Origin of the sequence: Sorangium sp. So ce131 (genome assembly GCF_051519095.1) — a bacterium.
GTDB lineage: Bacteria > Myxococcota_A > Polyangia > Polyangiales > Polyangiaceae > Sorangium.
The window spans coordinates 8,997,507-9,019,281 of record NZ_CP150455.1 but is presented as its reverse complement, the minus strand read 5'-3'; the positions used below and the strand labels follow the sequence as shown (position 1 = coordinate 9,019,281).

Sequence of the window (21,775 nt, the reverse complement as noted above, 5' to 3'; positions counted from 1 at the left end):
CGACGGCCAGGGGTCGGACCGTCATCGAGGAGGCCATGCGCGAGGGGAACATCGTCGCGATCCCGCCAGATCTGGATGCGCGCGCAGCGCGACCGTGGCCGCCCGAGCGCGCAGGTGCCACACTCGCGCGAGCGCGCGCGGCCGTCCACACGCCTGTCGCTGCGCCCACACGCCGTGTCGCAGAACGTCAACCTGCAGCTGCTCCACCTCGCGCAGCGCGCCCGCCCGCGCGACGCGCACGTCGCGCATGTCACGCGCGCGCCCGACCCCGCCCTGCAGGCCCTCAGCCCTGCGGCGCCGCTGCGGGCGCTCGTCGCGGAGCGCGCACGTGTCGGTGGGCTCGGCGCCGTCTTCGCGCTGGGCGACGGGCTCGACGCGCGCACGCCACGCGCCAGTCGGTCCGCACGCTGCAACGCCGGCTCGCGGCGCACGGCACCACGGCCTCGGCGCTCGCGCGCCGCGTGCGCATGCGCGACGCCACCGTCGCGATCGCCAGCTCGCTCCGGCCGCTCACCGAGATCGCGCACGCGTACGGGTTCAGCGACGCGGCCCATCTGGCGCGCGAGTTCCGCGCCGCGTCGGGCATGCCGCCGAGCGTGTACCGCGCGGTCGCGCGCGCGCGCTAACACGCGCCCGACGATTGGCGCGCAGGTTCAAGCCCGCCGCGCGCCCCGATGCGAGGGTGAGCACGCACCGGCGAGCGACCATGCCCCCGGTGCAGAAAGGCACGCCCCCTCCGTATGAACCCCGAACGCAACAAGCAGATGCTGCTCGAGCTGTACGACGCCGTGGTCGGCAGGCACTGGGACACCGTCCGCGCGCTGTTGACCGCCGACTTCGTCGACCACAACCCCGACGCGCGCGCCGCGCCCGGGACGAACGGCTGCGAGGCCTTCATCGCCTATTTCCGCGACGGCGAGACGCCGCTCGACGGCGCGCAGGTCGAGATCCAGCGCATGATCGCCGACGCCGAGTACGCCGTGGTGCACTACAAGCTCGTGAACCCGCGGCGTCCGCGCGGACTCGCGGTGGTCGACATCTTCCGCGTCGCCGACGGGCGCTTCTGCGAGCACTGGGACGTGCTGCAGGACATCCCGGCCGACGCGCCGAACCCCCGCGCCATGTTCTGAGCGCGCCGCCTCGCACGCACGGCGGCGCGCGCGCGATAGCCGCCCCGCTTACATTGGGGATCAGGCTCGTCGTCCGCCTTCGCGGGCTCTTCCTGCTTCGATACGCGGGACCAGGAAGAGAGCAGGAGCGGTGGACGAGAACCGGTACAGCTCTCGCACGGCGGCCGAGCATGAGAGAGAAGTAGCCGGGAGGATCTCGGCTAGAGCACCGATCAGCTTGGAACGTCCAGGAATGACGAGATTTGAACCACGGAGGCACGGAGGACACAGAGGAACAAAAATAAAAAACTCTGTGCCCTCTGTGCCTCTGTGGTCCATTTTCTCGGGGGTTTCAACGTGTTCGGTGTCCTGGCCATCACGTGTGAACGCAACGCCGTCTGCCGTGGCGCCGATCCTCTTTCCGCGAGGACCAGCGCGGAAGCCGTCGCGGCGCCATGCGGCAGCGATCGCCGCCGGCGTGCAGAGGAACGGCGTTGCGCCGACGTTCTCCTGGTCAGGACACAATCCGTCTGAGGCGTTCCTGTAGCGGCCTGTAAAAGGAGCAACCCATGGCAGTCGCGCAGCAGCGTGCGGGTCAGCAGAGCCTGTTCATCGATGATTTTCTCTACTTCGTCCTGAGGCTCCGAAAGTCCCGTATCCGCCAGGTGGCGGACCGCGTGCGGCACATGTATCCGGACGAGTCACCCGAGCAGCAGGCGCGCCACCTGGTCGGATCGACCGCGGCGATCGCGTTCGCCGCGGGCGGCGTCGTCCATATACCCGCCATCATCCCCGGGTTCGGCATCATGTACGAAGGCCTGGGGTTCGTCGCCGGCACATCCATCCTCACCAGGATGCACCTCTACCTGATCCTCGAGATAGCGCTGCTCTTTGGGAAGGACATCGACGAATCCGACCGCGTGAAGGAGCTCGCGGCCGTGGTGGCGACCTGCGCTGCCTGCGCCGCCGCTCCGGTGGCTGTCCTCGCGGCGACGATGAACCCGGCCTTCGCCGTGGCGACAGGGGCGCTCGCCGCGCCCGCCGCGACCCGGGCGATCGGGGAATCGGCGATCCGCCGCTACAAGCGCTCGACGGCGCCCGAGGCGGCGGCGGTCCCCGCGCCCGCGGTCGGCGGGCGTCGAGACGGGTGATCTCGCCGGGTTGCCCAGCTCCATGAGCCCTTCCGGGCTGGGTTGAAGGACGGGCCCGCCGCTCCGCCTGGGTGGCCGCCGAGCTCCCGCGTGGTCGGGAACTCTTCGCGGGGGTCGTCGTGTCCTGGGATCTCCGGGGCACGAGGCGGCGTGAAGCCTCCCCGTTCCCCTCCAGCCCATGCCCACGTTTCCCCACGCCTCGTTCGTCGATCGGCTCCTCGCCGAGCTCCCGTGCCTCCTGCGCGCGGCGCGTCGCCTGATTTTTCCCGGCCGGGCGACCCACGCAGATTATCGTGGTGCCCAGAGGACGGGTATGCACGACAAGCAGGTGGCGCTCGTGACGGGCGCGAACAAGGGGATTGGCCTGGAGACGGCGCGGCAGCTCGCCCGGCGCGGGATGACGGCGCTGGTCGGCGCGCGCGCGCCGGAGCGCGGCGAGGAGGCGGCGCAGCGGCTCCGCGCCGAGGGGCTCGACGCGCGCTTCGTGCGCCTCGACGTGACCGAGCCGGCGAGCATCGCCGAAGCCGCGCGCTGGATCGAGACGAACCTCGGGCGGCTCGACGTGCTGGTGAACAACGCGGGCGTGCTGATCGGCACCACCAAGCCGAGCGAGACGAACCTCGACGAGCTGCGCAGCCTGTTCCAGGTGAACGTCTTCGGGACCATCGCGGTGACGCAGGCGATGCTCCCGCTGCTCCGCCGCGCGCGCCCCGCAGCGCGCATCGTGAATGTGTCGAGCGGGACCGGTTCACTCACCCAGAGCTCGGATCCCCGCTGGGAGCACGCGCGGATCAACGTCCTCGCCTATCCGGCCGCGAAGGCGGCGCTCAACATGGCGACGGTGCAGTTCGCCAAGGAGCTCCGCGAGACCGGCATCAAGGTGAACGCCGCGGACCCGGGCTACACGGCCACGGACATGACGCGTCATCACGGCCAGCCGGTGGAGGAGGGCGCGCGGGCGTCGGTGTGGCTCGCCACGCTGGACGAGGGAGGTCCGACAGGCGGGTTCTTCGACGCGAAGGGGCCAGTGCCCTGGTGAGCGCGCCTCGTGCCTAGAGCGACAAACGGGTTGAACCCACCTGAAGCGAGCGGAATTTCGAACCGTCAAGGCGCCCAGGCATTGTCTTCTTCTTGGCGCCCTTGGCGTCCTTGGCGCCTTGGCGTCTCATTTCTCGCTCGAACAACGTGAACGGCCTTCTAGTGCTCGGCCTGCGGACGAGCTGGATGAAGGCGTTGCGGCCGGCGCGGAGGATAGCGGCGAGCGCCGCGATCCCGGCGTCGATCTGCTCCACCGAAGCGGCTGAATGCTCGTTCGCCTGCGCGCACCCAAGGCGCCACGGAGGAGAAGAGCGAACATGCGTCCATCACGCGTTCAACTGGTCATTCTGGGATGCTTGCTCCTGATGCTGCCCTCGCGCCTGGCCTGGGCAGCCATCACGGTGACCATCACATCGCCGATAGAAAATTCCAGGCATTATGCAATCTTCGAGGCCAGCGCGCAGGTCACCTCGACGCTCGCGCTGCGGAGCGTGACCGCGCAGATCGACGCGGGCGCCGCGGTTCCGCTGGCGCACGTCTCGGGGAGCACCTTCCGCGAGTACCTCACGGCCGCGCCGCTTTCGTTCGGCCCTCACACGCTGACCATCACGGCCACGGATGCGGCCGGGGCCACGGCGTCGTCGCAGCGCATCTTCACGAAGGATGCCCCTCCCGACCTCGTGGTCACCGCGCCGGCGTACGAGGCGGTCGGGCTCGGGGCGCTCCGGATCGCCGCGTCGTGCACCGACGATGGCCCGGAGGGGTGCGTCGCCATCGAGGTCTACACCGATGGCGTGCTCGACTTCGTGAGCGGCGCCGCGAGCCTCGACACGGTGGCCGACCTCAGCGCGCATGCCCCGGGCGACCATATCCTCACCGTGATCGCCGAGGACTCCTCGGGGGGGACCAGCGCGACCAGCGTACCGATCTTCATCGAGAACAGCCCGGCGCTGTCCGCGCTCGACGAGGCGCCGGGCCGCATCCTCGACTTCGACGCGACGCGGCTCCTGTTCGTGTACCCCGAGGGCGGGATCGCCTTGCTCGATCGGGCGACGCGGGCCGTCACGCCGATCCTCGAGACACACCCCCTGGACTACGAGTTCGTTTGGCCGCCGACCGGCGCGCTCACGCCCTCCGGGGCCGTCGTGAGGGCGACGCCGATCGAGGACGAGGAGTTGAGGGAAGGCGTCTTCGAGTGGCGCGACGGGGAGCTCCGCGCGCTATCGGAGAGCGGCTTCGCGCACACGAGGGGCAACTACATGGTCTTCTCGTCGCCCGCGGGTCTCCAGCTGCGCGAGCTCATCTCGGGCACGACCGAGCTCGTCTCCAGGACGACGCGCGGGGCCGACGTGGATGAGGCGGGCCGGGTCGTCTATCTCGACGGGAACGAGGCCCTCTACGTGTACGAGGCGGGGGTGAGCACGCAGCTCGCGCGTGCGAGCGCGAGCGGGGCCGACAGGGGGCGGCCGCTGACGGACGGGATCAACATCGCCATGGCGGAGTGCCCTCCGTCGGGGAGCCCGTGCACCACGTTCCTGTTCACGCCATCCGGCAACATCCCGCTCGGCGACACGACCTCGGATCGCGTGCGTCGTGGCAGTGCAGAGGACTATCATCTCCACGCGGGGTATGCCGCCTTCATCCGCCGCTCCCTGGGCGCGAACCAGGTCTGGCTGCGCACCCCGACGGGCGAGGAGCATCAGATCAGCCTCTTCGCGACGTCGAGCCGGCTCGAGAACGACCTCAGCGCGCACCACGACATCAGCGACACGGGGGAGGTGATGTTCGTGAACCCGCCGGCGCGGTACCTGGGTGCTCCCGGCGCCTTCCCGCGGGAGATCGGCTCGGACAGCGGACTGGCACGCTGGCGTGACGGCGCCTGGCACATCATCGAGGGCAACACGCTGCTCGGCGTCGACGTCGATCCGGGCGGGGGCAGCGGCGCCGGTGGCGCTGGCGGCGAGGGGGGAACCGGCGGCGCTGGAGGTGAGGGCGGCGTCGGTGGCGCCGCTGGCGCGGGCGGCGAGAGCAGCGCCGGTGAGGGCGGCTCTGGCGGCGCCGTGGGTGAGGGCGGCTCTGGCGGCGCCGTGGGTGAGGGCGGCTCTGGTGGTGCCGTGGGTGAGGGCGGCTCTGGCGGTGCCGTGGGTGAGGGCGGCTCTGGTGGTGCCGTGGGTGAGGGCGGCTCTGGTGGTGCCGTGGGTGAGGGCGGCTCTGGTGGTGGCGGCTCCGGCGGCACGGGCGGCAGCGGCGGGGCCGGCGGCACGGGCGGCGCCGGCGGCGACGCGGGCACAGGCGGAGCAGCTACGACGAGCGCCTCTTCGGCGACGGCTGGGGGCAGCTCGACGAGCGGTGGCACCTCGAGCACCGGCGGAGCAGACGTCTCCGGCTCTTCAGCAGCAGGGTCGTCCGAGCCGGGGCCGGGTGAACCTCAGCCGTCCGGCGGGTGCGCTGTTGCACCGGGAAACGCGGCGCAGCGCGGCTCGATGGAGGGCCTCGCCGCCGCGGCGCTCGCGCTCGCGATGACCGCGCGCACGTCGCGCTCTCGCCGGCGCCGATGAGCTGACCTGATCACCACCACGTCCCACGGATCGCGGGGCCCGCGCGCGTTCGCGCTGCGGACCCCCGCGCCCTCAGCGCGCCGTCGCGGCGTTGTCCGGGGGCGCATAGAGCCGCAGGAAGGCCGCCGTGGCGTCGCGGGCGCGCTCGTGAGGTGCCGGCGGATCGGTGGTGCCGAGCAGCAGACCGACCATCAGATCGCCCCAGAGCAGCCCGTTGAATCGCTCGACCATCTCGGCAGGGCGGCCGCCGAGCAGCCCGCGCGCGTGGGCCTCGGCCATGATCCCGTGCAAGGCTGCGCGGGTCGTCTCGCGGCCGATGGAGTCCAGCGCGCGTGCGACCTCGGGCGTGCGCGTCGCCTCGGCGATCGCGAGCCGGAAGACGGCGACCACGACGGGATCGCTGATCTCGCGCACGAGCTGCGTCCCGAAGGTGGTCAAGACGCTCGCGAGCGTCTCGCGGTCCCGCGGCCGGGGTAGGTCCGCGGGCGCCTGGAGCCGGGTGGCGCGTTCGCGGATGCACGCCACGAGCATCTCCTGCTTGTTGCCGACCAGCGCGTAGAGCTCGCGCTTGGAGACGCGCGCGCGCGTGGCGATCTCGAGCGTGCTCGTCTGCGCGTAGCCGTTCTCGATGAACGCCGAGAACGCCGCCTGGAGGACGCGCGCGCGGCCCGGAAGCTCGTCGGCGTCCTTGCGGCGCGGCTTCGATGCCGATCTGGCTGCCATCCCCGCGACCTTGACATGGTACCAGACGGTACCATAGTTCCCGAGCGATTGGTACCCGGTGGTACCAAAGCGACGTGGGAGCATGTACAGGAGGTGCTGCGATGGTGAGCAACGGCGTGGTTCTCGTCACTGGGGCGTCGGGTGGTCAGCAGGGCAAGACGGGTCGATACGTCACCGAGATGTTGCGCGCGCGCGGGATCCCGGTCCGCGCCTTCGTCCGGAGGCTCGACGAGCGCTCGGACCACCTCCGCGCCCTCGGCGCCGAGGTGGTGGTCGGCGACCTCCTCGACGTCCAGTCCGTGGAGCGCGCGGTGCAAGGCGTCTCGTCCGTCTACTTCGCCTACCCGGTCGAGGCGGGGTTGCTCGACGCGACCGCGATCATGGCTGTCGCCGCGCGCAAGGCGGGCGTCTCGCGGCTGATCGACATGGTGATGTTGGTCTCGTCTCCGGACGCGCCGAGCCCGCGGATGCGACAGAACTACGTGTCCGAACAGATCTTCGAGCAGGCCGGCGTCGGCGCCGCGCACATCCGGGCCACGGTGTTCTACGAGAACGTCCGCGCCCTGGTCCGCTCGAGCCTCGCGACGCAAGGGAAGATCCTGCTGCCCTGGGGCCCTGACAGCACGGTGATCCCGCTGGTCGCGGGCGAGGACGTGGCGCGCGTCGCCGTCGGTGCGCTGACCAGCCCCGTGGTGCCGCCTGGCAGCTCCTACCCGGTCATCGGCGAGGTCCTGTCCTTACGAGACATGGTCGCGACCTTCGGCCGGGTCCTGGGCCGGGAGGTCCGTTACCAGGAGATCCCGGACGATTCGTGGCGCGACGGCGCGCTCGCGCGGGGCCTCAACCAACACGCGGTCGAGCACCTGTCCCAGCTGTGGCGGGCGCTCCGCACGACGCCCGTCCGGTTCGAGGTGACGGACACGATCGAGACGCTGGGCGGCCGGAGGCCCAAGAGCTTCGAAGCCTTCGTGCGCGAGGAAAAGAGCACCTTCGCAGCGCAGGCGGCCTGACGCTCCTCCGCGGACGCGGCGCGCGGCCTTCTCAACGTGCCGAGCGCGCCGCGCGCCCCATCACGCGATGACCGGCTGCGGGCTCCTCAGCAGGCCACATCGCGGGAATGTCGTCGCCGAGCGTGTCGGTGAACTGTGCCGAGATGCGGGGCGGCGCGCAGAAGGGCAGCCACTGACATTCCGGGTCGTCGCAGTCCGTGAGCCCGTCGCCATCGTCATCGTAGCCGTTGCTGCAGGTCGCATCGGTATCCTCGCGCCACGGCGCGCAGAGAGGCAGCCAGTTGCACTCCGGATCGGCGCAATCCGGGAGCCCGTCCCCGTCGTCATCGAAGCCGTTGCTGCAAGCCGCGTCGGTGTCCTCGCGCAGCAGTGCGCAGACAGGCAGCCATTGACACTCCGGATCGGCGCAATCCGCGAGCCAGTCCCCATCGTCATCGTAGCCGTTGCTGCAGGCCGCGTCGGTGTCCTCGCGCCACGGTGCGCAGACAGACAGCCATTGGCAATCCGGATCGGCGCAATCCGCGAGCCAGTCCCCATCGTCGTCGTAGCCGTTGCTGCAGGCCGCGTCGGTGTCCTCGCGCCACGTTACGCACCAGGACGTCCACTGGCACTCCGGATCGGCGCAATCCGGGAGCCCGTCCCCGTCGTCATCGTAGCCGTTGCTGCAGGTCGCGTCGTTGTCCTCGCGCCACGTTACGCACCAGGGCATCCACTGGCACTCCGGATCGGCGCAGTCAGCGAGCCCGTCCCCATCGTCGTCGTAGCCGTTGCTGCAGGCCGCGTCGTTGTCCTCGCGCCACGGTACGCACCAGGGCATCCACTGGCACTCCGGATCGGCGCAATCCGCGAGCCCGTCCCCGTCGTCATCGTAGCCGTTGCTGCAGGCCGCGTCGTTGTCCTCGCGCGGCGCCGCCGTGTCGTCGACGCCGATGGCGATGTCGAGGCTCCCCTGGCCGACGGTGATGATATCGCCGTCGGCGCGGAACTGGAACACGACCGTCGCTGTCGCGCCTTCGTTGATGAAGACCGGCTGCGGATTCGGCGACGTCAGGACCGCCTGAACGGGCTGGTAACTGGCGCCGATCCACCGCTCGAGGGTCCAGTGCTGCTCGAGGTACACGTCATAACGTCCGACCGGAAGCACCTCCGTGATCACCGGCGTCTCGGTCGATCCATAGACGAGCCGGTTCGTCGGACCGTAGATATCGAACCACGCGTTCGACAGGCGGTACGTCGCGCCCGTGGCGCTGGTCCCGACGAGGGCGAGGCTGATCGAGCCGACCTCGGACGCCTGCTCGACGTCGTCCGGCGCCTCCGCGCCACAACCCACCTGCATCGCAACAGCCGCCAGCATGGAACATACGAAGATTTGTTGCAAGTGTCTCATGATTTCTTCATATCCGAGACCCTTGCGCAGGAAAAGAAAGATCGTAGGAAGCACGATCACGACACGCGCCCATCGGCTTTGACCATCCGGCCATCCGGCCATCCGGCCATCCGGCCATCCGGTCATCCGCGCTTGCCTTCGACGGCCGGCGAGCACCGGCTCGTGTCGGAGCGTGTCGTGAATGCGTGCGCTTTGGTCCGCTTTCTTCACATGGCGCGAGCAACATTACGTCTGCGCCGTCGAGGCGCGCGACGGGCTCATCGTCCGCTACCGCGGGTACTGGAACCCGCTCGTCGGCATCGCGGCCTTTGGCGGCGAGGCGGCGGTGCGCTCGGCGATGGTGGGTGAGCCATGACCCGAGCGGCTAACGCTTCGATCCGGCGGCATCGAAGCGCGGAACCTCCGGGAGCTCCGGGGCCTCGAGCCCCGCGAACGGATCGCGCCAAGCGTCGAGCTGCCACAGGCGCGCGTGCCAGGCCGCGACGTGCGGGTAGTCCGAGAGCGGCAGCCCGGCGAGGTCCGCGAACGGGAGCACCGACGCCACGCGAAAGTCCGCATACGAGACCGCGCTGCCGACGAGCCAGTCCCTGCCGCTCAGGACCTCTTCGAGCAGCGTCGCCGCTTCGGCGAACCCCGAAAGCCCCTCCGCCACGACGTCGTCGCGGATGGGACCGAGCCCGTAACGCTGCTTCGTCACGCGCTCGAAGTGGACCTTGTCGCACGCGGCGACGAAGTTGTGCGTGCCCCAGCTCAACCAGCGGATCATCTCCGGTTGTGCGGCGCCCGTGCGCCAGAAGTCCGAGCCCGTGAGCTGCGAAAGGCGACACGCGATCGCGTCCGTCTCCCAGAGCGACTGGCTCCCCTCGACCAGGATGGGCAGGCGCAGGTTCGGATTCAGCGCTCGAAACTTCTCCTGCTGTGACGGGTCGAGAGGAGCCGCGTGGACGTACTCCACGGGTGCATCGAGGTGCCGCGCCACGGCGACGGCAACCCGTGGATTGAAGTTTCGGCTGAAGTACAGTTTCATGGATCGTCCTCTCCTGCCAGCTGGCCCTATGCGCCGATGACGCGCCGGCGCAGGGCATTTCGACAAAGCCGATGTGGCGTTGTCGTGATGCGGAGTAGGATACGGCAAGGCGCGCGGAACTCCAAGCACCAGGGCCCTCGCTCGGCGCGTGTCACGGCGCACACAGCCGGAGCTCGATCGGTGCGGCTCGAGTTTGTACACGCAGCCCGGCTCGGCGGCTCGGTCACGGCGGTGACGACGCCGCTGGGTGGACGTCGTCCGTGCTGTACATCGAGCGGCTCGGAAGCGCGTGGTCCGACCGGCTCGCGATGAGGGGGAAGGAGAAACAAAACGATTCACGGATGTCGAGGGCGAATGACCATGTTCACCTCGGATCGCCGCTGCTTCTGAACGCGCGAGCCTGCGCCAGTGCGCACTATACTGAAGCGCATGAGTCCATCCGATCGCGCGCTCGAGCGGCGCATCACCGCGCTCCTCGCAGCCCTCGTCCTCGTCGATCTCACCCTCTCGATCTGGGCGTTCTTCTTTCCACAGGCGTGGTTTGATGCCTTCCACGGAGCGGCCTATGTCGACCCGGAGGCGCTCCTGCCCCGGACGGCCGCCGGTTGGACCGGTTTCCTGCTGATTCAGGTCATCGCCCTTGTGCGCTGGCGACGGGAGACATGGTGGTTGCTCGTCGTGGCGGGCGTGCGCCTCACGGAGGTGTTCACCGACCTCGTTTACGTCCTCATGGCGGGCGACGTGACGTGGTTCGCCAAGGCCACGCTCCCGGTCACGGGCCCGCTCAATGCGCTCTTCGGCTGGTGGCTGATCCGCGCATGGAAGCGGCGCGCGCTCGCCTCCGGGGGCTCGTGAAGGCTCAGAACGTCCCGCCGAACGAGACCCCCGGGGTATCCGGCCGCCCTGCGAACTGATGGGTGGGCACCACGAAGAGGCTCCCCCGCTGCCCGGTGGTGGGGCTCTCGTTGGCCGCCGACCTCGACCCGACGTTCGTGGCGATGCCCCAGATCATGACCGGGAGACCGATGCTGATCGGGAGGAAGACGCCGGTGCAGAAGGCTGCCCCCTCGGTCTCGCACCGCGGGAGCCCGACCCCGACGTTGAGGGCGCCGTACGCGGTGAGGACGCCGCCGAGCACGCCCGCGGTGCTGCCAGGGTGATCGATGTCCTTGATGTCGGATCGCGGTATGGCCTCGTTGACGCCGGAAGGCCCCTCGACATAGACGTTCATGGCGTCGCCGCCGACGACGTCGGCCTCGAGCGTGGGCCCGTTGACGCGCGTGATGGTGGCCGTGGTGCCGCAGCCGGTCAGGAAGACGAGGCCGAGGATCGACAGTTTCATCGCCATGAACAACTCCTTCGGGTGAGGGTCAGCCGAGACAGGCAGCGCGCCTGCGCGTCCATCGTCGCCGCGGGCGTGATCGTGGACGCCTCGGGGTGGAACGCGCCGCGCTCTCCGCGCGTGGGTTCATCAGCGGCACAGCCGCCGCTCTTCAACCACGCGTGAGCCGATCTCAGTGCAACCGCCGGGCCAGCGCGACCGGAGCCGGCGCTCGCGCAGCGCCCTCGCGGAGCGCCCCGCGCGGCCCGGCCTCTGGTGGGCTCCCGGGGTCGCGCGGCCGCGGCGGATGGATCGATCGGATCGATCCGCTCGATCAAACGATCAACTCCAGCATCCCGCGCGGCCCGCGCCGACCTCCGGATTGACCCCGGCGGGACCACGAACCCCGCCCGGCGCGGCCGCGCCTTCGCCGCGCGCGGCACGAAATCCCGGGGCTGCGCGGCCGCGCTCCGCGGCCCCGTCACCGCCGCCGCCGCGCTGGCATGGCCGTTGCGAGATGCGGTAGTCGATGGCGGGGATGGCTGCCGCACGCGAGGCGCGACGCTCACGCGCGCCTCGACGGCAGCCGCGGCACACCGCGCTTCACCACGGGCTCTCACCGCTTCACGCTGGCCTGACAGCGAGCGTGATCGCGCCGCCTTTTCCTCGGCGCGATCGACGGTCGACGTCGGGCCTCACGCCACGCGCCGAGCAGGCAGAAGGATGGATCACACGATGAAGTTCAGGCCGTTTCATCTCGGGCTCTCGCTCCTTGTCTCCGTCGGAGCGATGACGGCGATCGGATGTATGTCTCCTGTGGACTCGCACAGCGAGCAGGAGGTCGGTAGGGTCAGCCTGCCGCTCGTGACCTCGGCGGGCGGCGACTTCCGCCTCCAGGGCGCCGTGTTCTCCATCCACTCGACGAACGGGGTCCACGCGGCCACCCTCGAGTCCGACAGCGATCCGTACGCGACCGCGCTGACGGCGAGCCTGTTCCAGGGGCCCTACACGGTCCGCCTGGAGGACGGCTGGGCGCTCGCCCGGATCGAGGCGGACGGCACGGAGTCCCCCGTCTCGGCGGCCCTGGTCTCGCAGAACCCGCAGAGCTTCGAGGTCGGCGCCGCCGCGACGACCGAGATCTCGTTCACGTTCACGACCGGACAGGGCGCCATCACCCTCGGCGACGGCGCGGTCGACATCCGCTTCGACGTCGCGTCGAGCGAGGGTCTGGGGCAGTGTGAGCTGATCCCTTATTACTATTACTACGGCAACGGCTGTCCGTCGGAGCAGACCTGCCTCCTCGCCGACTCGACCGGCCGCACGTTCTGCGCGTCTCCGGGGTCGCTGCCGGTGGGCTCGCCGTGCACCTCGGATCAGTGCGTCGAGGGCGCGCAGTGCCTCAAGGTGGATCCGGAAAACCCGGACCAGGGCACCTGCGTCAAGTTCTGCCGCGTGAGCAGCGGGACGTTCGGGGTGAACTGCATGAGCCTCGGCCTGCCGGACAGCGACATCGGCTTCGAGGGGCCGGCCCCGGAGGGGACCTGTGATCTCCTGGCGCAGACGGGCTGCGCTGCCGGCGAAGCGTGCCAGTACGCCGGCGGCAGCTTCGCGACCTGTGGTGTTCCGGGCACGACCCCTGCGGGGGCCGCCTGCTCCGGGGAGACCTGCGGAGCCGGTTACCAGTGTTACAGCGGCACGTGCAGGAAGATCTGCGACGCGCGCAACTACTACACCGGCACGTCGGGCTGCTACTACTGCAACAACGTGGGGACCGGCAACGCTGGACGCTGCTCCACCTACTAGCCAGTCGCCGGCGCCGTCCGCCGCGCGCGCCGGAGCTCCTGCCGCGCTCGCGGCGGCGCGCGCGACCCCTCCGGGCTCCACGCCGGCGACGCCGGCTGAGGCGCCGCGCCGGGCGGCGCCGGGGCCCGGATCCCCGGTCGTTGCGCCGCTCCGCGGTCGTGGGCGACAATGCTCCGCGCGCGCCCATGCCTTACCTCGTCGTCCGAGAACCCGGCCAGGTGTCGTACACGCTCCCGCTCCACGACGGCCTGCGCCTCGGCCGGAGCGAGCAGAACGACGTCGTGCTCGACGACCACCAGGTCTCGCGCTTCCACGCCCGGTTCACCCGGTCGGAGCAGGGCTGGCAGGTCGAGGATCTCCGGTCGACGCACGGCACGCTGGTCAACGCCGCGAAGATCTCGACCCACGTCCTCCGGGCCGGCGACCGCGTCCAGGTCGGCAACGTCCTGCTCACGTTCCGGGACGACGAGGAGCCGGAGCTCGTCCACCAGCAGGCCACGGCGGCCTTCGCGCCCCTGCGGAACGACAGCGACCGCCGCCTCCAGCTCGTCTACGAGCTGAGCCGCGCCGCCTTCACCCTCGACGACCGCGACGAGCTGCTCGGCCGGGCGCTGCAGTCCATCCTCGACGTGCTCGGCTGCGAGCGCGCCCTGGTGGGCCTCGCCGACCCGGGCGCGCGCGGCTTCCGCCGGCTCGCGCGCACGCGCGCGGGCGAGCCAGGGCCCGACGACATCGCCGTGAGCCGCACCCTGCTCGAGGCGGTCACGGCGCGGCGCGAGGGCGTCATCGTCCACAACAGCGGCGAGCGCGACGCCCCGAAGACCCTCGTGCGCGCGGGGATCCTCACCGCGATGGCGGTCCCGCTCCTCGCCGGCTCGCTCCTCCTCGGCTTCCTCTACGTCGACGAGCGGCGGCCGTCGTCGCGCTTCACCCCGCAGGACCTCGATTTCCTGCTGGCCGTCGGCCACCTGATGGCCGCGGCGCTCGAGAGCGCGCAGCGCTACCGCCGGATGGAGGCGCTCGCCGAGGCGCTCGGCCCGGAGGGCCCGGCCGGCGAGCTGATCGGCGCGAGCGAGCCGATGCGGCGGCTCAAGACCCAGATCCAGAAGTACGGCGCCGCGGCGGCCAACGTGCTCATCCAGGGCGAGAGCGGGACCGGAAAGGAGCTCGTCGCGCGCACGCTCCACAACGTCTCGCCGCGCGCGGCGGCCCCGTTCGTGACGCTCAACTGCGCCGCCATCCCGGAGTCGATGGTCGAGAGCGAGCTCTTCGGCCACGAGAAGGGCGCCTTCACGGGCGCCGTCGCGCGGAAGCGCGGCAAGTTCGTGCTGGCCGACGGCGGCACGTTGTTCCTCGACGAGATCGGCGACCTCGGCCTCGCCGCGCAGGCCAAGCTCCTCCGCGCGCTCCAGGAGGGGGAGATCCAGCCGCTCGGCGCCGAGAAGCCGGTGCACGTCAGCGTGCGGGTCGTGTCGGCCACGCACAAGGACCTCACCGAGGAGATGGCGCAGAAGCGCTTCCGCGAGGATCTCTACTACCGGCTCAACGTGGTGGAGCTCTCGGTGCCCCCGCTGCGGGAGCGCGGCGAGGACGTCGAGCTCCTCGCGCGGGCGCTGCTCCGGGCGGCGGCGTCGCGCATGGGGAAGCGGGAGCTCGACCTCACGCCGGCCGCGCTCGCCGCGCTGAAGGCGTACGACTGGCCCGGCAACGTCCGGGAGCTCCGCAACGAGATGGAGCGCGCCGCCATCGACGCCGAGCTCCCGATCGTGGACACGCACAACCTGAGCGCGCGCCTCCACAAGGGCCCGAGGGACGCGGCGCCGGCCGCGCGGGAGGGCGCGTCGCTCGCCGAGCGGTTCGCCGCGCTCGATCAGACCGAGCGGCGGCTCATCGAGGAGGCGCTCAAGGCGGCGCGCGGCAACCTGTCGGAGGCGGCGCGGCAGCTCGGGATCACCCGGATCATGATCAAGCGGCGCATCGATCGGTTCGGCCTCGGCTTCCGCGACGAGTGAGCGGGCGCGGCGCGCACCTCCGCGCCGTCCGGGCCGCCTGCGCCACCGGTTGCGCCGGGCACGCTGACCGCGCCCTGCCCCCCGGCTCGAGAGCGCGAGTTGCCGCCGCCGGTGTGCGTCGATATAGCGTACTGGGTCACCATGACGAAGCTGTCGCTCGCCTCCGCGACCCTCGACGACATCGCTCGCTTGGCGGCGCTGGCGAGCCGAGGCGTGACGGACGACCCGTGGGACGCGGCGGTCGAGCCCCCGGACGAGGCCGCGCTGAGCCAGCTGCGGTACCTGACCGCGAAGCTCGCGCGCGCGCAGCCGACGACGCTCAACGAGGCGACGCTGTGGTCTCGCGCGGTCTATCCCCTGCTGGAGCTGGCCGAGATGGACCACGTGCGCGCCTGGGCCGAGGTCCCGATCGCGGCCAAAGATCCCTACTCGGACACCGAGATCGGGGGCCTCGTCGACGGCGTGCTCGCGCCGGAGGGCGTGCTCGCCGGAGCGCCGGGGCTGCCGTTCCTCCTGGTGGTGGAGGCGAAGCGGGGGATCGACGCGGTCGATCCGCGGCCCCAGCTGCTCGCGGCGATGCTGGCGGTCCTCTGGACGGGCATCGCGCGCGCCGGCGAGGGGGGGCCCCTCGAGGCGTTCGGGTGTTTCACCGTGGGCGACATCTGGACGTTCGTGCGTGCCGAGGCCGTGGTCCGCCCGGCGGACATCGCCCCGCGCCTCGCCGTCACGCTCTCCTGGTCGCGCGAGTACGCGGAGCGCGCCGAGGCCGACGCGATCCTGAGGGTGCTCCGCTGGATTACGCGCCGCAGCGCGGGCTGACCGCGGGCGCCTGCGCCGTGGAGCGGCGGCGTCAGGGCCTCTCGCGCGGCTTTCGCGGCCTCGGCAGGTCGTACGCGGCGAGCCGCGACACCAGCGTGCGCCGCGAGATCCCGAGCAGCCTCGCCGCGTAGGTCTGGTTGCCCGCGCACTTCTCGAGCGCCTCGATGATCCGCTGCTTCTCGCTCGGCGCTCCCGCGCCGGGCTGCTCTGCGCTCGGCAGCCCTGCGCCGGGCTGCCCCGCGCCGGGCTGCCCCGCGTCCGCCGCGGCCGCGGGCCCCGCGTCGGCCGCGGCCGCGGGCTCCGGCGCCCCGCCCGCGGCCTCGCGCCCCGCCGCGGCGGCGCCGGCCCTCTCGGCGGGGGGCGCGGCGCCGGCGCTCATCTTGGGCGGCAGGTGCTCCGGGAGCAGCGTGTCCCCGGTGCAGAGCATGACGGCGCGCTCGATCACGTTGCGCAGCTCCCGGATGTTCCCCGGCCACGGGTAGCGCTCGAGCAGCGCGAGGGCCTCGGCCGAGGCGCGGGGGACGTGCCGCCGCTCGAACGCCTTGCACGCCTTCGCCGCGAAGAGCTGGACCAGGGGCGCGATGTCCGCGGCGCGCTCGCGCAGCGGCGGGATCGTGAGCGTGACCCCGTTGAGCCGGAAATACAGATCCTGCCGGAACGCCCCGCGCGCGACCTCGGCCTCGAGGTCGCGGTGGGTGGCCGAGAGGAAACGGACGTCGATGCTGCGCGGGACCCGGCCGCCGACGCGCAGCACCTGGCGCTCCTCCAGCACGCGCAGCAGCTTCACCTGCGTGGCCCTGGGCAGCTCGCCCACCTCGTCGAGGAACACCGTGCCCCCGTCGGCGGCCTCGAACAGCCCCGGCCGCGCCTGCAGCGCCCCGGTGAACGCGCCCTTCTCGTGCCCGAACAGCTCGCTCTCCAGGAGCGTCTCCGAGAGGGCGGCGCAGTTGAGCCCGAGGAAGGGGCCGCGCGCGCGGGCCGGGGAGGACCGGCGGTGGATGGCCCGGGCCAGCACCTCCTTGCCCGTGCCGGTCTCGCCGAGCAAAAGCACGCTGATGAGGCCCGGCGCGGCGAGGTAGGCCTGCTCGTAGAGCGCGATCATGGCCGGGTCCCGGACGATGATGTCGCCGTGCTCCCCCGGCGCCGCGGCGGGGTCGCGGCCCGCGGGAGGCCCGCTCACGGCGGCCTCGGCCAGGCGGACGACGACGAGCGCGGAGCCGAGGGTGATGCAGTCGCCCGGCGCGATCTCGATGGCCTGCCGGGAGACCTGCCGCATGTCCTCGGTCTTCCCCGCCTCGGCGGCCGTGGGCCCCGGGCCCGCGCGCGAGGCGCGCACGGAGATCGGGTTGGTGCCGCCGAGATCCTCGATCCGGAGCGGCGGGCCGAGGTGCAGGACGGCGTGCCGGCGCGAGACCGAGGGGTGGTTGATGCAGATGTCGTTCTCGGCGGCGCGCCCGATCGAGACCGATCCGCTCGCGGGCAGGGGGTGGACGACGACCGCGTCGCCGGCGAAGACCGTGAGCTCCCGCGCGACCTGAGGCCGCGGGAGCCCGGCGGCGGCGCGGTGGCCCGGGGGCTCCGCCCCGGCCTGCGGATGCCGGCCTGAACGATGGGTCGTCACGGTACCGTTCTACACCCCGCGCCTGCTCTCTGGCCACGGTGCGCGCCGCCCCGCGGCAGAGCCCGGTCGGGGCGCCGGGCGGGTACGGCGGCGCGCGGGGCGCGGGGCCGCGCGTTGCCCGGCGCCACGAGGCCGCCTGTTGCCCGGCGCCACGAGGCCGCGCGTTGCCCGGCGCCGCGAGGCCGCCTGTTGCCCGGCGCCGCGAGGCCGCCTGTTGCCCGGCGCCGCGAGGCCGTCTATCACGCCGGCCTCCTGCACCGCGGCCCCATGCGTATCGCCTGGATCGTCTACGGCGCCCTCGACCAGATCACGGGCGGTTACCTCTACGACCGGCTCGTCGTGGAGCGGCTGCGCGCGCAGGGCGACCACGTCGAGGTCGTGTCGCTCGATCCGGCGCCGCGCTCGCGGCTCCTCTCGGGGCTCGCGCTGTCGCGGCGCCTCGCGCGGACGGCGCCCGCCGCGGTGGTCGGCGACGAGCTCTGCTTCCGCGAGCTCGGCCCGGCGTTCGCGGCGCTGCCGCGGCGGATCGCGCGCGTGCTCCTGGTGCACCACCTGAGCGCGTGGGAGCTCCCGCCCGGCCCGCGGCGCGCGGCGCTCTCGCTGCTCGAGGGGGCGGTGAGCCGGCTGTCGGACGTGCACCTCGCGACGAGCGCGACGACCGCGGCGCGGCTCCGTCGCGAGCACGGTCTCGCCCGGGTCGACGTGGCGCCGCCGGGCGCGGACCGGCTCGCCCTGCTCCCCTGCGCCGCGCAGGAGGGCGGCCCGCTGCGGATCGTGTTCGTGGGGAGCTTCATCCCGCGCAAGCGCTTGCTGGAGCTCCTCGCGGCGTTCGAGCGGATCGGGAGCGAGGCCGCGACGCTCGTGCTCGTCGGCGACGGCGCGCGGGATCCTGCCTACGGCGGCGCGGTGCGCCGGGCGATCGCCGGCTCGGCCTTCCTGCGGGCGCGCGTCGCGGCGCTCGGCGTGCTCGGCGACGACGCGCTCGCCGCCGAGCTTGCCCGGGCGGACGTGCTGATCCTGCCCTCGTCGCTCGAGGGGTACGGCATGGTGCTCACCGAGGCGGTCCGCGCCGGCGTGCCGGTGCTCGCCGCCCGCGCCGGCGCCGTCGCCGAGGTGGTGCAGGACGGCGCCGAGGCGCTGCTCTGGGACGACGGCGAGGGCCTCGTGCGGGCGCTCTCCCGCTTCCTCTCGGACGCGCCGCTGCGGGCGAGCATGCGCCGCGCGGCCGTGGCCCGGTCCGCTGGGCTGCCCACCTGGGACGGCACCGCGGCGGCGGTGCGGGCGGCGATCGCGCGCGCCGTTGCGTTGCGGGCGGGATCCTCGTCCGGCGGGTAGCGCCGCGCCGGGTGAGCTCGGTCGTGGGGCCTCGGGGTCTCGCGAGGTGTCCGGCCCCCTCCCGTGGGCCTGACGGTGCGCGCGGCGACACGGGGTGCTCGGGCGAGGTGCTAGTCTGCGGAGCCGTCGGCGTTGATCAGGAAGCACTGCTTGGCGCGGATGAAGGCGTCGAAGCGGGCCTCCTGCAGGCCGTCCGGATCCTCCCTCCGGTCCTTGACGAGGCACGCCTCGGCGGAGAGCTCGCCTTCATAAGGGTCTCTCTCCCTCGTCGTCGTGTGTTTCAGTTGACACACGCCGCTGAGCGAGTCTTCGCCCAGGCTGACGAACACGTTCATGTCCTCTTGAGGTGCGTCGACGGCCGCGCGGATGTTGACACCCCAGAAGCCCTTCTTCTCCCGGATCGCCTCGTTGTGGATCATCACCTGGAACTCGCCATCTCGCAGCCCGCAGTCCGTGTACCAGCTGCCCGGCTCGTCTTCGTCGAAGCCGACCGCGGTCTCTCCGTTGTTCCCCGTGTCGAGGAAGAGCTGCTGCGATCCCAGCGTGAGCACGATCTTCCCGGCGACCAGCGGCGGCTCGAAGCCGCTCGCGCATCCGAGCGGCGCGAGCGACATGACGACAGCGAGCAGCATCTTGCGCATGAATATCCTCACTCGAGAGGATCCAGCGATGGAGATCCACGCGTCAATCTTCAAATCGACCAGGAAACGCTTCTGTGCATGGCAAATTGCCCAGGCGAACGGGAATGCTGTCTCGTTTGACACCCTCGTTGCAGCGCTCGACCAAAAACGCGCTGTCTCGGTGGCAATTTGTGCCTGCTCGCCGGAATGGACGCAGGCCCGAGCGATCCCCTTCGCTGGGGGGCCGGGCACCTCGGCTCCCGTGGTGTCCGGTTTACCAGCGTTCGCCAGGAGCGCGCGGCCCGTCTCCCGCCGCCGCCGCGAGCATCTCCGCGGCCCTGTCGCGGAGCCGTCCGGTCAGCGCCGCGTCATCTCCCGGCCGGTCCGCCACCACCGCCGCCGCGTCCCGCGCCTCGCTGAGCCGCACGTTCACCGCGACGTCGTCGAACCCTGGCAGCGCGATCTGCAGCAGCGGCGCCAGCGTGGTCACCCCGCGCCGCTCGGCCCACCGCGTCGCCGCCAGCCGCTTCGCCCGGGGCGAGTGCACCCCCGAGACGATCGCGAGGGCGACGCGCCCGCCGGCCGCGGCGGCCGCGCGGAGGAGCGCCCCGGCGCTCGGGTGCCACGCCCCGAGCGGCGCCTCGCCCGCGGCGGGGAAGGCCGGGTCGGGCTCGATGCGGCCCGCCGGGAAATGCAGGAGCGCGCCGCCCCCGCGCAGGTGCTGCACGGCGCGGCGCACGCCGGCGGTCCGCGCCGCGAGCTCGCGCGCGCCGCCGGCGCCGTCGATCGGCACGAAGAGCAGCCGCCGGCTCACGTGGGGCAGCGCGCGCAGGAACCGCCGCTCGGCGGCGACGATCATGAGGTCGGCCCGGCCGAGCGCCGCCATCAGCGCCAGCGCGTCGTAAGCGCCGGGGTGGTTGGACAGGACGAGCAGCGCCCCGCCCGCCGCCGGCCGCGGCGCGTCCGCGATCCAGCGCGCGCCGAAGTCCGCGAGCGCCTCCCGCGCCGCCACGTGGATCCCCGCCTCGCCGGTGCGCCGGTCGAAGCGCGCGAGCACCCGCCCGAGCGGGCGCGAGGGCACCTCGAACGCCGCGCGCCCGGCGCGCCGCACCCACGCGGGCGCCCTGCCCAGCCCGAGCGCCGCGACCATCTCCTCGCCGGACAGGCGCGCGAGCTCTCTCTCGAGCGACTCCGCCATGCCCGCCGTCTCTACCTTTGCTCAGCCCGCCGCGCCAGCGCGCGCCGGTGATCCCGGCGCGGGCCGGGCGAGGGACGGATCCGGGGGCGCTGTCGGGGCGGGGGGACTCGGCTCGGCCGGCCGCGTGGGCGCTGCGTCGCGGGTCGGTTTTGCCGGCACGAGCCTGCGTCGGGTCGAGGGGGTGCGGCTCAGGGCAGCGGCGAGCGCGTGACGAGGGGGAAGGGCTCGACCTCGGCGTCTTCGGGGTTCATCGAGTCCCTGCTGTACGCGATCTCTTGCTCGGCCGTGGTGATGATGAAGGGGCCGCCGATCTCCTCTGGATCCAGCTCATCCTCGTAGTCTTCCGTGAGGTCCCCTTTGCCCGAGGTCGCCGAGGCGAGGTACTGCTCGGCGATCTGCTCGGCGAATTCGTCCACCACCTCCACCGGTCCGTCCTTCGGGGCAGGGATGAACGCGTCCCGGTCGTCCGAGCTCTCCGCCCGCTCGCGCGCGTCCTTCAGGAACTCTCGGCTGTGGCTCTTGTAGGTGGCCCGCGGGGAGCCGTCTTGCTTGCTGTACATGGATGATCTCCTGGTTCAGCGGCACGCGCTCCCACGCGTCTTCGGCGGCGCCGCCTGTCTGGTGTTCTGATGTTCAACAGATGCACCGCATGTACCAAGGCCGCCTCGTCAGCGCGGCGCTGCGCTCTGGCGAAGGTTCGATCAACGGGGCGTCGCCGCCGCGTCCGTGCCGCAGCGGGATCGCGCGCAGGTGTAGCGACGTGCCACAGCCGGGGATGGGGAGGGGGGACACGATGCCACGTACGCCCGGGGCGAGGCGCAGACCTTCGCTCCAGCGCGAGGCGCAGGCCTCTGGTCCAGCGCGAGGCGCAGGCGTCTGGTCCAGCGCGAGGCGCAGGCCTTCGGTTCGGGCCTTCGGTCGGAGGAGGAGCTCGAAGGGGCCCGCGGCGTCGCGGGCGCTGAGCGGGGAGTGTCGGCGCCGGGCTGCGGCGCCGGCCGGCGAGGCGCGGGGCGACGCGACGGCCCTGCGCCGCGCTGGCGTCG

The 21,775-nt window shown here is 72.1% G+C and carries 21 protein-coding genes; 12 read left to right on the top strand and 9 right to left on the bottom strand.

The features are described from left to right. The first annotated feature begins 35 nt into the window (after positions 1-35). From WMF43_RS32515 to WMF43_RS32500, 4 genes are all read left to right on the top strand, one after another. Entirely contained in the window at positions 36-626 is a 591-nt protein-coding gene (locus tag WMF43_RS32515) for a helix-turn-helix transcriptional regulator (RefSeq protein WP_437670741.1), read from the top strand. 114 nt (positions 627-740) lie between these two features. Beyond that, positions 741-1,130 carry a nuclear transport factor 2 family protein gene (locus WMF43_RS32510; protein ID WP_437670739.1) on the top strand — a complete coding sequence of 130 codons (390 nt, stop codon included), beginning with the start codon at positions 741-743 and terminating at the stop codon, positions 1,128-1,130. A 548-nt stretch (positions 1,131-1,678) separates the two neighbouring features. Further along, a complete protein-coding gene (locus tag WMF43_RS32505; RefSeq protein WP_437670737.1) occupies positions 1,679-2,260 on the top strand; it encodes a hypothetical protein in 582 nt (193 codons plus the stop codon). A gap of 313 nt (positions 2,261-2,573) precedes the next feature. Continuing rightward, complete coding sequence (locus WMF43_RS32500) at positions 2,574-3,299, top strand: SDR family oxidoreductase (RefSeq protein ID WP_437670735.1); 726 nt, start codon at positions 2,574-2,576, stop codon at positions 3,297-3,299. Positions 3,300-3,312: 13 nt separating this feature from the next. Here WMF43_RS32500 and WMF43_RS32495 read toward each other — a convergent pair whose 3' ends face one another. Continuing rightward, positions 3,313-3,552, bottom strand: coding sequence for a hypothetical protein (locus WMF43_RS32495; protein ID WP_437670733.1), 240 nt, complete (start codon positions 3,550-3,552; stop codon positions 3,313-3,315). Between the two features lie 111 nt (positions 3,553-3,663). Between WMF43_RS32495 and WMF43_RS32490 the strand changes: the two genes are divergently transcribed. Continuing rightward, positions 3,664-5,856, top strand: coding sequence for a hypothetical protein (locus tag WMF43_RS32490; protein WP_437670732.1), 2,193 nt, complete (start codon positions 3,664-3,666; stop codon positions 5,854-5,856). Between the two features lie 72 nt (positions 5,857-5,928). Here the strand turns inward: WMF43_RS32490 and WMF43_RS32485 are convergent, their stop codons facing one another. Then, positions 5,929-6,579: a TetR/AcrR family transcriptional regulator gene (locus tag WMF43_RS32485; protein WP_437670730.1), complete on the bottom strand. Its 651-nt coding sequence runs from the start codon at positions 6,577-6,579 to the stop codon at positions 5,929-5,931. Positions 6,580-6,680: 101 nt separating this feature from the next. Here WMF43_RS32485 and WMF43_RS32480 point away from each other — a divergent pair, with 101 nt between their 5' ends. Continuing rightward, positions 6,681-7,589, top strand: coding sequence for an NmrA family NAD(P)-binding protein (locus tag WMF43_RS32480; protein ID WP_437670728.1), 909 nt, complete (start codon positions 6,681-6,683; stop codon positions 7,587-7,589). A gap of 31 nt (positions 7,590-7,620) precedes the next feature. Here the strand turns inward: WMF43_RS32480 and WMF43_RS32475 are convergent, their stop codons facing one another. Further along, a complete protein-coding gene (locus tag WMF43_RS32475) occupies positions 7,621-9,102 on the bottom strand; it encodes a hypothetical protein (protein WP_437670726.1) in 1,482 nt (493 codons plus the stop codon). Between the two features lie 55 nt (positions 9,103-9,157). Between WMF43_RS32475 and WMF43_RS32470 the strand changes: the two genes are divergently transcribed. Beyond that, entirely contained in the window at positions 9,158-9,331 is a 174-nt protein-coding gene (locus WMF43_RS32470) for a hypothetical protein (RefSeq protein ID WP_437670724.1), read from the top strand. A 9-nt stretch (positions 9,332-9,340) separates the two neighbouring features. Here the strand turns inward: WMF43_RS32470 and WMF43_RS32465 are convergent, their stop codons facing one another. Continuing rightward, positions 9,341-10,003, bottom strand: a complete 663-nt coding sequence (locus WMF43_RS32465; RefSeq protein WP_437670722.1) for a glutathione S-transferase family protein — start codon at positions 10,001-10,003, stop codon at positions 9,341-9,343. 429 nt (positions 10,004-10,432) lie between these two features. Between WMF43_RS32465 and WMF43_RS32460 the strand changes: the two genes are divergently transcribed. Next, positions 10,433-10,858: a hypothetical protein gene (locus WMF43_RS32460; protein ID WP_437670720.1), complete on the top strand. Its 426-nt coding sequence runs from the start codon at positions 10,433-10,435 to the stop codon at positions 10,856-10,858. Between the two features lie 4 nt (positions 10,859-10,862). Here the strand turns inward: WMF43_RS32460 and WMF43_RS32455 are convergent, their stop codons facing one another. After that, positions 10,863-11,351 (bottom strand): hypothetical protein, encoded by a 489-nt coding sequence (locus tag WMF43_RS32455; protein ID WP_437670719.1) that lies wholly within the window; start codon positions 11,349-11,351, stop codon positions 10,863-10,865. Positions 11,352-12,047: 696 nt separating this feature from the next. On the opposite strand from WMF43_RS32455, the gene WMF43_RS32450 reads away from it, so the two are divergent. The 3 genes from WMF43_RS32450 to WMF43_RS32440 all read left to right on the top strand — a co-directional run bounded on the left by WMF43_RS32450 (position 12,048) and on the right by WMF43_RS32440 (position 15,958). Next, the gene (locus WMF43_RS32450; protein WP_437670717.1) at positions 12,048-13,127 is read left to right on the top strand and encodes a hypothetical protein; all 1,080 of its coding nucleotides are present in this window, start codon (positions 12,048-12,050) and stop codon (positions 13,125-13,127) included. Between the two features lie 185 nt (positions 13,128-13,312). Next, positions 13,313-15,139: a sigma 54-interacting transcriptional regulator gene (locus tag WMF43_RS32445; RefSeq protein WP_437670715.1), complete on the top strand. Its 1,827-nt coding sequence runs from the start codon at positions 13,313-13,315 to the stop codon at positions 15,137-15,139. 141 nt (positions 15,140-15,280) lie between these two features. Continuing rightward, on the top strand, positions 15,281-15,958 hold the full coding sequence (locus tag WMF43_RS32440; RefSeq protein ID WP_437670713.1) for a hypothetical protein: 678 nt from the start codon (positions 15,281-15,283) through the stop codon (positions 15,956-15,958). Positions 15,959-15,989: 31 nt separating this feature from the next. Here WMF43_RS32440 and WMF43_RS32435 read toward each other — a convergent pair whose 3' ends face one another. Further along, positions 15,990-17,579, bottom strand: coding sequence for a sigma 54-interacting transcriptional regulator (locus tag WMF43_RS32435; protein ID WP_437670712.1), 1,590 nt, complete (start codon positions 17,577-17,579; stop codon positions 15,990-15,992). Between the two features lie 267 nt (positions 17,580-17,846). On the opposite strand from WMF43_RS32435, the gene WMF43_RS32430 reads away from it, so the two are divergent. Continuing rightward, positions 17,847-18,914 (top strand): glycosyltransferase family 4 protein, encoded by a 1,068-nt coding sequence (locus tag WMF43_RS32430; RefSeq protein ID WP_437670710.1) that lies wholly within the window; start codon positions 17,847-17,849, stop codon positions 18,912-18,914. A 110-nt stretch (positions 18,915-19,024) separates the two neighbouring features. On the opposite strand, the gene WMF43_RS32425 is transcribed toward WMF43_RS32430, so the two are convergent. The 3 genes from WMF43_RS32425 to WMF43_RS32415 all read right to left on the bottom strand — a co-directional run bounded on the left by WMF43_RS32425 (position 19,025) and on the right by WMF43_RS32415 (position 21,292). Then, on the bottom strand, positions 19,025-19,555 hold the full coding sequence (locus tag WMF43_RS32425) for a hypothetical protein (protein WP_437670708.1): 531 nt from the start codon (positions 19,553-19,555) through the stop codon (positions 19,025-19,027). 253 nt (positions 19,556-19,808) lie between these two features. Then, on the bottom strand, positions 19,809-20,732 hold the full coding sequence (locus WMF43_RS32420) for a 1-acyl-sn-glycerol-3-phosphate acyltransferase (protein WP_437670707.1): 924 nt from the start codon (positions 20,730-20,732) through the stop codon (positions 19,809-19,811). 188 nt (positions 20,733-20,920) lie between these two features. Next, positions 20,921-21,292, bottom strand: a complete 372-nt coding sequence (locus WMF43_RS32415) for a hypothetical protein (RefSeq protein WP_437670705.1) — start codon at positions 21,290-21,292, stop codon at positions 20,921-20,923. Positions 21,293-21,775 lie beyond the last annotated feature (483 nt).